Below are 14637 nucleotides of genomic sequence, written 5' to 3' on the forward strand. Positions count from 1 at the left end.
ATACTAACTATTACATTGCTCAGAATCATTTAAAAGCTCTAATTTACTTTCACTTAGCTCAGCTAGATAGTTTAAGAGACATTCATGATTTTATGGAATCTGATTCAGACCTAAATGAACTGATAAATCCTGTTAGTCTTGGCTCTTTATCAAATTACAACAATAACATAAATTTCGAAGTATATATCCCTTTGTTGAATCAAATTATCGCTACAGCTATGAATCAACTATCTATAGACCATAAAATCAAGGAGTTCGGATCTGTTAAAATCATTGATTCTTCAACAGTTAGTATGGCTCTATCCTATTTTAAATGGGCAGAATTTAGAAAGACTAAAGCAGGCATAAAACTTCATACCAAATATGACTTAGGTAAAGGTGTCCCTGAACTAGTAATTGTTTCAAATGCTAAGGTCCACGATAAAAAGAAAATGGAAGAATTAATGACTGAAAAAAACTGCATTTATGTGGTTGATAAAGCTTATGTGGACTATAAAAAATTTGATAAATTCACTGACGACGGAAAATATTTTATTACAAGGCTTAAAGATAATGCAGTAACAGAAGAAGTTGAGACTCTCAAAATCACCTATTCACAAATGGAACTACTAGATGAAGACACAACAATTGTATATGATAAAGTTGTATATCTTGGTAATGAATATATAAACAAAACCAAGAAAAAGTACAGAATTATTAAAATTATTGACGCTAAAGGAAAAGAACTAATTTTTGTAACAAATGTATTTCATTTATCCAGTGAAGAAATAGCCTGGTTATATAAAAAACGTTGGGAAATAGAACTATTCTTTAAATGGATAAAACAGCACTTAAAAATCAAAAAATTCATAGGATATAGCTTAAATGCAGTAATGAATCAGATTATAACAGCTATCATTGCTTTTATAATGATTAAGATGGTTCAAAAAATCGCTAAATCATCCTTAGGGTTATTAAAAATAAAGCGATTGATTAAGCATTCCATAACCAAACACGTAGATAATAGGACATTTAACTGGGCGATTTGGCTTGGAAGTTAAGAAATAGATAATTCCATAAAAATCCAAATTCACTGATTTAAAGGATATTTCTATCCATTTTTGATGGAATATATTTCCTGAAACCTAGATTATCTAATTTTATCAGTGAAGATCAGGAAATCTTCAAAAATCAATAGAAAGTTTTTCTAAATTTTGAACACTAGTGATGATATATCTTGGTTTTACTTATCTCTCTTTTTTGTCTCAGCATTTTTCCCTCCATCTTTTAGATATGATACATCTTATATGGAAAAATGAGTCAAAAAGAACCGTCACCTCCGACTTTCACCTCCGACTTTCACCTCCGACTTTGAAAAATGAGTCAAAAAGAACCGTCACCTCCGACTTTTCACCTCCGACTTTTAGTAATGTTATGATTCTTTTAACCTCTTTAAAATATTTTTAAATATAATTATAAATATAATAAACAGAACTAGCCCTATTAAACTTAATATAATAAAAATTAAATCATCAGGAAAATTATGTAAAATATTTGCTAATGGAAAACTTAAGCATGGATATAAAGACGCTAAAAAAGGGATGGTTTTATTAAATTTGGACAAATTTTTATATCTATCCATACTAATTAATAAGATTCCTATAACTAAATGCAAAGGTATTAAATAGAAAAATAGAAAAAACTGATAACCTAATGGTTCATAAAAAGGAGACCACTTAAAAAAAGATGAGTGTAATATCATATATAAAGACAATAAGCAAAGTTCAAAAATATTTAATACAATTAAAATATTTGTATTTTTTTTACAAGTATTATTATTCATTCTTTTTTTCCCTTCCAATATCAATTGTATTACCTAATTTTTTTGTTGAAACATATTTGTAATAAGTATTTATAAAGATGTAGAAGTATAGCCTCCTACATCTTTTTCTTTGTTAATTATTTAACCATTTAACTATATCATATTTTCTTATCAATTAAGATTTGAAGCGTAATAATCTAGAAAAGCTGCTTGACTTTTAGGCGACATGTTATACCATGTGTGAGCTTTATTATCCTCTACTTCACTAATGTCCCATATGCTTCCATTTATTCCCCATTTCATTACTTTAAAATTATTCCATTCAAAACTGTATTCAACAAATCCATCACATCTTATTCCTGTAATTTCAGTCGGGGAAATATATCCACTTGTTTCATTATGTCCTACCGGATTATAAAAATCATATGGGATTTTTAATTCAACTAATCTATTAGCCGTTTCAACAACTTCTTGATAATCATAAATATCCATTTCTTTTTTGTGATATACACCTTTAAAATCATTGCTGCTGCTTTTCATAAATCCATCATAATCAGTTACTCTGGTAGCATCTTCATAGTTATCTGCATGTAAAATCGTAGTACCATCCGTTGAAGCAGACAAACCAGCATGCCATTCAATTACTGCAACTCCATCTCTGTAAATAGGCTTCCCATAAAATTCATATGCAAAGACATTAGATATATTTAAGCAAAAAATCATAATTAATGATAGAAATACAATTATTCTTGGCTTCCTCATGATTTTACCTCCTCTTAATAATAATCCCAATGTTTATTCCTTTGCTTATTATAGCCATCTATTTTTTTTTGCAATTCATTTGCCTTTTCTTTAATTGATTTGTTTTCAGATTTGGATGATAATATCTCTAATTTTTCAGCAAATTCTTTGAATGGTGAAATTTCAACACATTCTAATGCTATATTAATCGTACTTGGGTCATTATCTATATTTAACATTTTATCAATAGCTAAATAATTCATATTTACATAAAGTTTTAATAATTGTTCTCTGAAAAGTTCCTTATTTTCAATAATTGTTTTTACAGAATTTGGATGTTTTATTTTCCCTAAAGCCCAAATTATATCATCAAGAGTTTCTTTATCCTTCGTGTTTTTAAGAACTTCATTTATATTGTCTATAGATTCTTGTGAATCATTTTTAATTTCATCTAATAAATCCAATGCTATACGCAATTCAAATTTACTATATTTATTCGAATTGTCAATGATATGTTTTATTTTTTTATATGAAATATCTTTGTCTATTTTTGTAAGAGCTTTTAATGCATATCCTTTTACCCTATCTGTATAATCATCAGAGCTTAAAATATTTTCTAACATAGTAATATCATTTTTATCATAATCATCAATTAAAATAAGTGATCTGACTTGTAATTTTGAGTCATTATCCTTAGATTTTAATAATTTTCGTAGGTTTTTATTATATTTTTTTATATTAGTTTTCATAGACTTATCTTTTTCTTTATGATAATTTACAAAATCCATCATAAAACATTTGAATGATAATGGATATTCTTTGTTGTTTAGAATATAAGTATAATCATCTATAGATAATTTATTAATAAATTTGTCAGTATATGAATTGAAAATACTTAAATCTGAAGTGCTGTTTAGTTTCTCAAGTTCTTCTGCAGTTTCAGCAATCGTTAGTAGTAAATCTTTTGTATTAAGATTTTGTAAGTATTCATCCATATCATCTTTATTATTTTTCAATTTCATTAGTTGATTGAAATGAGTTTTCTTATCTATACATTCTAAAGTAGGAACTAATTCCATATTGACTTGTTGTGATTCTTCTATAAATTGTTCTTGTGAAAAGACGGTTATACTTTCTATAGTACTTGTTGTAATTAATAGAACTCCTAAAATTGCACCTATTATTTTTTTCTTCATAGAACATATTCTCCTTTTATTATATTTTTAATTATCTAGATATAAGCTGCCCGTAAGTAGCATGTTATCATGAAAGAACAAAAATATAATCTTACCTCTATTCCCTCGAAGATTTGGATTTTCAGTAATAATTCCTGCAGGAAAAATTCAAACAATGTGATATGATAGTTGAATTCAATTATTATCCATATCTCATTTAATATACATTCTATACTTTTACAGTCTATTTTCACAGTTGTTATTTGTCACTTTTTTCAATTACATATGTCATAATCTACTATAAAAAAATGACAATTGTCCTTTGACAGTTGTCATTTATACCAAATTATTTTTAATTGCAAATACAGCTAATTGTGTGCGATCCTGTAGCTTTAGTTTTTCCAGTACTGATGATATTATATTTCTAACGCTTCCTTCTGCAAGATAAAGTTCTTTTGCTATTTCTTTATTCTTTTTTCCATCAACAATTAATTTAATAATGCTTTTTTCACGATTAGTTAGATTGATATCTATAGTTATATTCCTTACATTCTTCATTTTAATAGCTGTTTCGTATTTGTTTCTAATGTCTCTTAGAACGCTCTGCTGAACAACTACAAAGCCTTTAGCAGTATTTTTTATAACATTTATCAGTTCTTGATCTCCTATATCTTTAAGTATATAACCATCAGCACCATTTATTAGAGCTTTTGTTATGTATTCTTCATCATCAAAAGTAGTTAGCATAATAATTTTTATTTCCTTATGTTTTTCTTTTATTAGCTTTGTTCCTTCCACACCGTCATAAACAGGCATTTTTATATCCATAAGTACTAAATCGGGCAAAAGCTTGTCGCATAGCTCTAAAGCCTCTTTTCCATTTCTAGCACATCCTACAACTTTAATATCCTGTTCTTGCTGTATAATTGTTTTTAGTCCACTTCTTAAAATTATATTATCATCAACAATTAATACTTTTATCACTTTTTATCATCATCTCCTATCGGTATCTCCACATGAATATTGAAGCCACTTTCTCCATCTGACCCATAGGTTAGTAATCCATTTAACTCTTTTACTCTTTCCTCCATCCCCAATAAACCAAAGCCTTTTTTTATTTTTTTACAGCCACATCCATTATCAATAATAAAAAGTTTTATTCTATTATCCGTAAGTCGCAAAATGATATTAATCTGCTGTGCTTTGCCATGACGTATTGAGTTTGTTATTGCTTCCTGGCATATCCTATATACTGCATTAAAGCATGCACTACTTCTATACCACTCTTCTCCATAAATATTTAATTCAATATTTATTCCTAAATTTTGAAACTCATTAATCAACTGTTTTAGCCCGTCAGTTAAAGTATTACTTTCAAGCTTTTGAGGAAATAGCCCTGAAATAGATCGCCTTATCTCTTTTAAACCTTGTCTTGCAATTTCTATTCCTTTGGAAAGTGTCTCTTCCCCTTCATCAGTATTTTTTTTGTAAGCTATTTTACTTACTTGCATAAGTGTAATTAGAGAAGTCATAGTATGACCTAATGTGTCATGAACCTCCCTAGCAAAGCGGTTTCGTTCCCTCATAACTGCTAATTCTTCTACAGCATATAAATGTTCCTTCAATTGTTCATTCATAATGGACAATTCTTCATTTTTTGCATTTAACTCTTTAAGTAATTTTTTATAGGATGATATATCATTGAATGTAACAACTCTTCCTAGTACTTCTTTTTTAGCACCAACAATAGGATATACATTTACAGTATAGCATTTGATTTCAGACCCTTTCAATGTAAGTTCTCCACTGATACACGTTTCAGTACCAAACTGTATTGCCTCTAGTAATTTATTAGTTTGTTTTGTTTTATCTATATTTTTGTTTATTTTATTTAATAAATCATTTATATCCTCACTGTTTTCAATCATCCTACCTGATAAAAAAGTTTTGATAAATGCATTATTGTAATCAATAATTTTATTGAAATTGTCTACTACAATAATTGATTCTTTTATATTATCAACTGCTTTTTGCAAAGCAATAGGTACGATATTCAAAAACCTGTACTTAAAGGTTGCCATTGCAAAGAACATTAGAGAAAATGTAAAGCCAACAGATGTTATATCAATGCCTAGTTTAATAATTTTGAAGACATGGATAATATTTGATACGATGGGAATTAGTGCTGCAAAAATCAAAAGTATGGTTTGTTTTCTTTTATATCCAGTTCCTTTCACCAAACATTTTATTAATATTGCTGTTCCCATTAAAAGATATATATATGATAACGCTAAATGCGACCAAAAGAAAATACCGTAGGTTCTATAGTCATACTCAAATACTGTATAAAACATATGATGGTATTCATTTGTCATTACCAATATGAAAAAAGTAGCTGGAGCTATACATAAAAGTATGATATTTTTCCTGCTCTGAATTATTTTATGATTTAAATAACTAAGAGAGAAAAGTAACCATGTCGCCCCTATAAAGCAAATTGCAAAATATTCAAATACAACAAAAAACCATTTTGTCTGAACATTAGTAGAGAACACTTCAAATATTTGACCCATTGACCATATAAAAATCAGACTTTGATTCGACATATAAGTATAAAACATTTGGGTCCTCTTTGCTTTTAAGAATGTATACACTATCATCGCTAAAGATATCATTGATGATACCATTAGCATAATTATACCAATTGAAAATTGAATTTTCATAAGTGGTGTTTCTCCCGTCAGAATAATTTTCTTTTTTTTAAATATTATACCTTATTATGTATATAATAACAATAGACATCAATCTCTATAGGCTCTATCAGTTGCCTAAATTTCTACTTCAATATTTCACCATGAAATAGAGTATATAACTGTATCTGCTCCAGTAAGCTTTAATCTATACCATCAACCTTACATTATAAAATGTACCCTTATAACAAATCCTTGGTTTTCTTGAGATTTTTCATCATCTTTAACTATCCCATAACAATTCAACTTTTCAACCCTGACCCCTTTTACCGTTCTCCTTCTAACACTATATCTCATATTTTCTGGAACCAAAGGAACAGTCCCTTCGGTTCACCCAGCTCTCTTTTTTTTGGCAAACGGCATTTTTCCTCTATTTTTACCGTCCTCATTGTTCATTGTCAAAATCATATTAGTCCTATATTGGTAGTATTGCTTCTTAAATTGCAGAAGTATAATAAAAAAAAATGAAGTTGTAGACACTAAAATTAATAGTTAGTAAATAAATGTATAAATACAAAAAAAAATGATAAATGGTATTGATTTACATATAAAAAATGATATAATATTTTTACATACAAACTTGTACAAGTTTAAGTTTAAACAATAAATACTTCCAAGCACAAAATAAAACAGTAACTGAATGTAATAAAAATTGAGTAAAATAAACAATTATACATATAATTTTTTACAAATGTTGAAACTAAAAGATTTCAGACTAACATTAACGAGATTTTCAAAGAGCATATTTGGAGAATTAGTATACAGAAATTTAAAATGATAAGCTTAAAACTTTGATACTTTGTAAGTGTTAAATTTTTCAATGTTTTAGAAAAACTTTTGAAAATATCTATTATCATAAACATCTAGGGTCACTTGCAAAGAGGATGAAAATTAAATTTTATTATGATCCAGATTATGATAAAGAGTGTACAAAAGCTAGAACAACTTATTATGCAACATATACAGGATTATAAGCATAAATAAGCACGTATTAGTAAAAAATAGATATCTGGATATAAATAGAAATATCAAATTTTATATTGTGAAAGAGTGGATAATATTTACTGAGTCGAATTTTGATTTGGAGTAGAGTGCTATTGTTATTGATGGTTGGTATGATATTCTATGCATTGTCAAGCCCTTTGCTTAGAAGGAATGATACAATGATAGATAGTTATATCCACAATGCTTAATGGAAATCTTTACTATTTGCTAATGATACTTGATGTTTAATGAGTAGAAAATGAGGTGGATTTACTAATGATATATCAAGTAATTGCTTCAGTAGTTGCTGTAATAATGTTTTTCATAACCTATAAGTTATTTATTAAATTTAAAGGCAAATTTATTTTGCTAAGTGAAATGAACTATTATTTAAAAATTATAATTTCTATTTTCTTGATTATAAGTTCAAGTACAATGTTAGTGTATTATTCTACTGATATATTATTCTTGAAATTTGTTGAGGCAATATCCTTTAGCATTATCTATGCAATCGCTGTTGCAATACTTAAGACATAATCCATTTGAAGGCTACATGGCAAGGAGACGTTTTAGAATAGAGGAAAATTATCGTTTACCCAAAAAAGAGAGCTAAAAGTAAGGATTAGCTCTCTTTTTTGGTGCGCCTAACATGGGCGCAATCTATAGGGTGAAAGTCCCGAATAAATGACAATGGGGGGAGCAGACTGTGTAATAACTCCAAAAATTGGTTAACATAAAACATCTTAGATATTTTATATTAACAAACCCTATATTATTCATTTATTTAACAATGCAAAAGATATTTTTTCCAAAAAGTCTGCTTATTTTGAGACTGTACTATCTTGCTTCTGAAAAAGCTATCGAACTTGGTTCTGCAATGTTGCCTAATGGTTATGATGATACATTAGATTCATTAGACGAAAACTTATATTGCATTAGTATCATGAATAATCTTAACCCACCTCAGCTTACTCAATAGAAAGAAATATCAAGAAATAATGATTTGCACATAGAACATATTACTAAAACATTTTTAAACTCATAATATATCAAAAGAACCGTCACCTTGACTCCCTTGACTTCTCATACCTTATAAAGCAATTCCTTGTTTTAATCTAAATCATATTCACGAGCCTTCTCTTCTCCTTTAAGCACTCTTAAAGTCCCTAATGCCAGAGATTCTAATTCATTTTCACCAGGAACTATTTCTACTGGTGCTATAAATTCTACCCTTTTCTTAATCCATTCTGTCATCATTTTTGAATATGCAATACCACCAGTGATAATTATTCTATCTACGTCACCATATATAACAGTTGCAAGCTCACCTATTCCCTTAGCAATTTGATATGCCATAGCTTCATAAATCAGCTTTGCTTTTTTATCTCCATTTTTTATTTTATCCTCAACCTCCAAAGCACTATTAGTATCTAAATATGATACTAATCCTCCCTTACCTCTAAGTTTCTTTTTCATCGTATTCTTATCATACTCATAGCACATATTTATTAAATCCTTACAAGGTACTCTTCCAGCTCTTTCAGGTGAAAAAGGCCCTTCATCATCAGAAACTATATCTATCATTTTACCTTTTCTATGAACACTTATTGATATACCTCCACCTAAATGTGTAACTATTAGATTCATGTTCTTATAATCTTTTCTTAGATTTTTAGCTACCTTTATAGCTACCGCCCTCATATTCAGTGCATGGGAAAAACTCTTTCTCTCTATATCAGCCATGCCTGATATTCTAGCTATATTTTCCAGCTCATCAACTGCAACTGAATCATATATAAATGAAGGAATTGCTAAAGGCTCTGCTATTTCATAGGCAATAATTGCACCTAGGTTTGATGCATGCTCTACAACCGGTCTATATTTCAGTCTATCTACCATAGCTTTATTAACCCTGTAAGCTCCAGATTTAACAGGAGGTAATAGCCCGCCTCTCCCAACTACAGCAGAAAGCTCCTTAACATCAAATCTTATTTCATTTAAAAATTCCATAATAGCTTTATGTCTCATTTCATATTGTTCAGCAACATTTTTATACTTTTCTATTTCTCCAATTGGATGCTCTATTGTCTTTTTACAAATTTCTCTTGTATCTTCATAAATAGCAATCTTAGTAGATGTAGAACCCGGATTTATTGCTAAAATCTTATGCATTTTATTAACCTCCTTTAAATATTTAAATATCTAATATAATATATTAAATCTATTTAATAGCCTTTATTCCTTTATTAAATGCCTTGATATTAATATCAATAAATTTTTCCTTAACGGTTTTTCTTATCACATCTTCCCAATCAATTTCATCTAAGCCCATGGCCTTAACTAACGCTCCCAGCAATACAACATTCATTGTCTTGGCATCACCTAAATCTTCTGCAATACCTGCAGCATCTATTGTCATTGTACTAGCTTTTTCTTTTATTTTTTCTATTACATCTTCAGGATAATCCCTTTTTCCTGTAAGTATTGGAATAGAAGGAATTTTATAATCATTTACTACTACTTTTCCATTGAGTTTTAAATGATCTAGCAGCCTTAAACCTTCCATAGCTTCAAAGCAAACTAATATGTCTGCTTGACCTTTACCTATAATAGGCGAAAATACTTCTGAACCATATCTTACTTGGGTAGTAACACTTCCCCCTCTTTGGGCCATTCCATGAACTTCAGACATCTTTACATCATAGCCTGCTCCAACAAGCCCAGCAGATAAAATTTTACTTGCAAGGATTGTCCCTTGTCCACCTACACCAACCAATAATATATTTTTAACTTCTGCCATTTTATTCACCCACCTTACTTATCGCTTTTACAGGACATACCTGTAGACATACTTCACAGCCTATACATTGCGTCTTGTAAATTTTTACCTTTTTAATTTCCTTATTAAACTGCAATGCAGGACATCCCGTTTTAATACAAATTCTACAACCTATACACTTTTCCTCATCTACTTCACATAATCCCATATAATCTCCAAACTCTTCTCTATCTAGCTGAGAATGTTTTTTAAGTACACACGGCCATCTTGTAATAATTACTGATGGTTCATCAAGACTCAATGCCCAATCAAAGGCTTCCTTCATTTCACTTAAATTTAATGGATTAACTACCTTAATATGCTCAACTCCAATTGCCTTAACAAGAGCAGGAATATCTACAATTTTTGTTGGCATACCTTGAAGTGTAAATCCAGTTCCAGGGTTTTCCTGGTGCCCTGTCATACCTGTAATTCTATTGTCAAGTATACATGTTATTGTATTACTTCTGTTATATACAACATCCAACAAACTATTAATACCTGTATGAAAAAATGTTGAATCCCCAATTACTGCTATAACTCTCATATCTTCATTAAATTTGTTGAATACCTTTTGAGCTCCATGACCCATACTTATACTTGCACCCATACAAATACATGTATCTTTAGCGTTTAGCGGATCCATTCCACCTAAACCATAGCATCCAATATCACCAGTAATCATAACATTTTTTCTTTTAGCCAATTCATAGAAGAAACCCCTGTGGGGACATCCAGCACAAAGAGTCGGAGGTCTGTCAGCAACAATAGATTTATCATATTCTATTATCGGTCTTTCTTCATTCAATAATGCCTTAGCAATAATATCTGGATTTAATTCTCCTGTTCTAGGCACTTTTTCTTTACCAATACAATCTATACCAGCAGCCTTAATTTGTTCTTCAATAAAAGGTTCTAATTCTTCTATTACATAGAGTGTCTCAACCTCATCTGCAAACTCTTTTATCTTTTTCATAGGAAGTGGATAGGTAAATCCAAGCTTTAAGTAAGAAGCCTTATCTCCAAACACTTCCTTAGCATATTGATAAGCAATCCCAGATGCTATAATTCCTATTTTTTTATCATTCCACTCAAAATAGTTAATCTCTGTTTCATTAGAGAATTCTTCAAGTTTCTCAAGTTTTTTCTCAAGCTGCACATGGAGTTTTCTAGATACTGAAGGCACTGCATCATATTTTTGTAAATTCTTAACATAGGATTTTTTGTCTATTTCTTCTCTTTCTCCTAATTCAACAAGAGTTTTACTGTGACAAATTCTAGTAGTCATTCTAAATAATACTAAAGTATCATATTTTTCACTTATTTCTATTGCAGCTTTAATCATGTCCTTAGATTCTTGGCTGTTGCTTGGTTCAAGCATAGCAACCTTGGCAAATTTCGCATAATATCTATTGTCCTGTTCATTTTGAGATGAATGCATCCCAGGGTCATCAGCAGTAATAAGGACTATACCTCCATTAACCCCTGTATAACCAAAGGTAAACAATGGATCAGCTGCAACATTTACTCCTACATGCTTCATAGCAGCTAAAGCTCTAGCTCCTGCTATTGATGCCCCTATAGCTGATTCTAAAGCTACCTTTTCATTTGGAGCCCACTCTGCGATTATTTCTTTTCTGTAAGGTGCTATATTTTCTAAAATTTCAGTACTCGGCGTACCCGGATATGCTGCAGCATAAGTAATTCCAGCCTCATATGCACCACGAGCAACAGCTTCATTCCCTGTTAATAATCTTCTCATCTATCTTCCTCCTTGCCATATTTAAATAATTTCCCTATTTTCAATATTCAATGATATAACTCGCAAATACTATGCCAAGTAAAACAGTCATAAATTAGTTCTATTTGTTTGAATTTTTAAATGAATATACACTTTTAAATAAAATTCAAAAGGGTTAAATGGTATCAATTGCATTGCCATTTAACCCTTTTGTATATACCTCAGTACCCGTCTACCATATTCAGTTATTACCGTTCCACTTCTACCCCTAAATATTTCTACCATTAAAAACTTTTCAAGATTGATTAATATATTTCTAACTTCCTGTTCACTTACGAAAATACCTCTTTCTTTAGCCTTCAAGCAAATACTCCGTCTTCCTATCCTTTTCTTTTCAACAAAGCTTTTGTCTAATTCTTCTAAAACAAAAATATACTTTTTAATATTCTTTCCAATACTGTCAATAAATTTTTCTGTCAATCTTTTTTCTTCTCGATCAAAAACTTCATCCTTTAGGCTTACTTCAAGCTCGATTGGCAAATCATCAATATCTACTTCTTTTATATTTAGATTAACAAGATACTCAATATAGTTTCTTAATTCCCTAACATTTCCCCTCCAATTATGAGTTATTAAAGCTTGTTTTGCCTTTTCTGTAAATTTAAAATCGCTATTAAATTCTTTTTTTATTTGATTGATAAGAGGAAATATATCTTGCAATCTCTTTCTCAATGGAGGTATTTTTAAAGGAAGTACATTTAATCGATAATACAAGTCTTCTCTAAACTCTCCTTTTTTCACCATTTTCTTTAAATCTCTATTTGTTGCAGCAATTAGTCTAATATCTACATTAATTAGTCTATCTCCACCTATTCTCATTACTTCCCTTTCTTGAAGAACCCTTAGAAGTCTCATCTGAAGTTTTAAAGGCATTTCACCAATTTCATCTAAAAATAATGTTCCTCTATGAGCTAACTCAAAAAGTCCCGGTTTCCCTCCCCTTCGTGCCCCAGTAAATGCTCCTTCTTCATAACCAAACAATTCGCTTTCCAAAAGACTTTCTGGCAATGCACCACAATTTACAGCTACAAATTGATAATCTCTTCTCTTTGAGCTATTATGCATAGCATGAGCAAATAGCTCCTTTCCTGTTCCACTCTCACCCGTAATCAAAATCGAAGAATTTGATTTTGACATCCTTCTAGCTATATCCTTGCACTTTCTTATCTCTTCACTTTCTCCAATTATATCATCAAATTTGTATTTTGCCTTATGTCCCTTACCAATGAGCTGAGCCCTTAGTTTATGTTGTTTTCTTTCAGCTTCACTGAACCTTCTTATGATTGCAACAGCACCATAAATCTTTCCTGAATGAGTTATAGTATCTACTGAAACAACAACATCATCTCCATTTATTTTTACAAGCCTTTCCTTAACCGATTTTATTTTTCTTAAAGCATACTCAAAAGGAATTTGTGGAAACAATTTTATTCCATCCCTATCTATTACCTCTTCATTTCTAAATCCTAATATCCTTTTTGCACTTTCATTATATGAAAATATCAACCCCTTCGAATTAATAGCAATAACTCCATCATCAATTACCTGAAGTAATATATCAAGCTGACTTTCAAATCTGTTTGTCTTTATTAATATTTCAGATAATCCAACATTGGCAGTAATAATTTCTTTATAACTCTTTTTTATGTTTTGCCTATTTAAAATATGATCCAGCTTTAATTTTATCCCTAAATCAATTATCGTATTAATATCTATAAGACTGCTACCTATATTAATTACCTTATTTGCTTCATTAGGTATATTTTTTGATTGACCTAATACAATTAATATTCTATTCTTAATATCAATTCTTTCTTGGATACTACCTGGAATCAAGTCAATATGTCTTATCCCTATTTGATAAAGCACAGAAATCATTTGTTTAGACATTTCAAGACTCTCATCTAAAAGCATTACCTCTGTTCCTTTAGGTATGCTCATTATTTTATCAAATCCTGATTTTGATATTGTTCTATTTACAAATATTATTTCAGCCCTATTTTTTATATATTTCCTAATTTTATTTAACGCATTATAAGAAGGAATCAATACTATGTCTGCTGTTATGCCTCTTTTTATTTCCTCATCATCAACACAAAATTTAATAACATCAACATTATCTGCGAATAAACTCTTAATCTGTTCATAGTAAATTTTTACGGTTTCTAAACTGTAACTTATTATAGCAAGTGTTTTTTTCATAAAATCCTCCTAAAATATGCATCAATTTTAAATTAATTGCAAATTATTATTTTATTTCTTATACTACATTATACAGCTATTCCCTTCTAATACTTGTCAAAATTATTAAAATTTTCGATTTACTATCAAATATTTTTCTACTGCATAAAGAAACGGTATATTCTTGTTAATATACTTTGTAATAATAGTCGAGTATAGTCTCCTTGCTGGCCAGTAGGCGCTTGAAAAATAAATACAGTTACTGCTGCTACAGAGTTTAAAGTCATTATCTTTGAAAAGGACAATCCTTTTCAAAGATAATAAACCAATAAATGGCTTCTAAAATAATGAGATTCCCATATAAGTTGTAAAGTATATAAGTATTA

Annotated in this window: 12 protein-coding genes; 3 read left to right on the top strand and 9 right to left on the bottom strand. The window is 29.6% G+C overall.

The features are described from left to right. Window positions 1-1040: IS4 family transposase (locus BUB36_RS14265; RefSeq protein ID WP_073151696.1), on the top strand; the 1040-nt coding region annotated here is incomplete at its 5' end. Between the two features lie 932 nt (window positions 1041-1972). Here the strand turns inward: BUB36_RS14265 and BUB36_RS14275 are convergent. The 5 genes from BUB36_RS14275 to BUB36_RS19770 form a co-directional block, all read right to left on the bottom strand. Continuing rightward, window positions 1973-2563, bottom strand: coding sequence for a hypothetical protein (locus tag BUB36_RS14275; RefSeq protein WP_073151702.1), 591 nt, complete (start codon window positions 2561-2563; stop codon window positions 1973-1975). 14 nt (window positions 2564-2577) lie between these two features. Next, window positions 2578-3738, bottom strand: coding sequence for a hypothetical protein (locus BUB36_RS14280; protein WP_073151705.1), 1161 nt, complete (start codon window positions 3736-3738; stop codon window positions 2578-2580). Window positions 3739-4053: 315 nt separating this feature from the next. Next, window positions 4054-4701: a response regulator gene (locus BUB36_RS14285; protein WP_073151708.1), complete on the bottom strand. Its 648-nt coding sequence runs from the start codon at window positions 4699-4701 to the stop codon at window positions 4054-4056. Then, window positions 4698-6440: a sensor histidine kinase gene (locus BUB36_RS14290; protein WP_073151711.1), complete on the bottom strand. Its 1743-nt coding sequence runs from the start codon at window positions 6438-6440 to the stop codon at window positions 4698-4700. The genes BUB36_RS14285 and BUB36_RS14290 overlap by 4 nt, the downstream gene beginning before the upstream one ends. A gap of 189 nt (window positions 6441-6629) precedes the next feature. Continuing rightward, window positions 6630-6779 carry a hypothetical protein gene (locus tag BUB36_RS19770; RefSeq protein WP_165613095.1) on the bottom strand — a complete coding sequence of 50 codons (150 nt, stop codon included), beginning with the start codon at window positions 6777-6779 and terminating at the stop codon, window positions 6630-6632. A gap of 948 nt (window positions 6780-7727) precedes the next feature. Here BUB36_RS19770 and BUB36_RS14295 point away from each other — a divergent pair. Then, window positions 7728-7988 (top strand): hypothetical protein, encoded by a 261-nt coding sequence (locus tag BUB36_RS14295; RefSeq protein ID WP_073151714.1) that lies wholly within the window; start codon window positions 7728-7730, stop codon window positions 7986-7988. A 289-nt stretch (window positions 7989-8277) separates the two neighbouring features. Next, on the top strand, window positions 8278-8430 hold the full coding sequence (locus BUB36_RS14300; protein ID WP_165613096.1) for a hypothetical protein: 153 nt from the start codon (window positions 8278-8280) through the stop codon (window positions 8428-8430). A 131-nt stretch (window positions 8431-8561) separates the two neighbouring features. Here the strand turns inward: BUB36_RS14300 and buk are convergent, their stop codons facing one another. From buk to BUB36_RS14320, 4 genes are all read right to left on the bottom strand, one after another. Then, the gene (gene buk, locus BUB36_RS14305) at window positions 8562-9623 is read right to left on the bottom strand and encodes a butyrate kinase (RefSeq protein ID WP_073151720.1); all 1062 of its coding nucleotides are present in this window, start codon (window positions 9621-9623) and stop codon (window positions 8562-8564) included. Window positions 9624-9672: 49 nt separating this feature from the next. Beyond that, complete coding sequence (locus BUB36_RS14310; protein ID WP_073151723.1) at window positions 9673-10251, bottom strand: indolepyruvate oxidoreductase subunit beta; 579 nt, start codon at window positions 10249-10251, stop codon at window positions 9673-9675. A gap of 1 nt (window position 10252) precedes the next feature. Beyond that, a complete protein-coding gene (gene iorA, locus BUB36_RS14315) occupies window positions 10253-12031 on the bottom strand; it encodes an indolepyruvate ferredoxin oxidoreductase subunit alpha (protein WP_073151726.1) in 1779 nt (592 codons plus the stop codon). A gap of 180 nt (window positions 12032-12211) precedes the next feature. Then, window positions 12212-14272 (bottom strand): sigma-54 interaction domain-containing protein, encoded by a 2061-nt coding sequence (locus BUB36_RS14320; RefSeq protein WP_073151729.1) that lies wholly within the window; start codon window positions 14270-14272, stop codon window positions 12212-12214. Between the last annotated feature and the right edge of the window lie 365 nt (window positions 14273-14637).

The organism is Paramaledivibacter caminithermalis DSM 15212 (genome assembly GCF_900142245.1).
Lineage (GTDB): Bacteria > Bacillota > Clostridia > Peptostreptococcales > Caminicellaceae > Paramaledivibacter > Paramaledivibacter caminithermalis.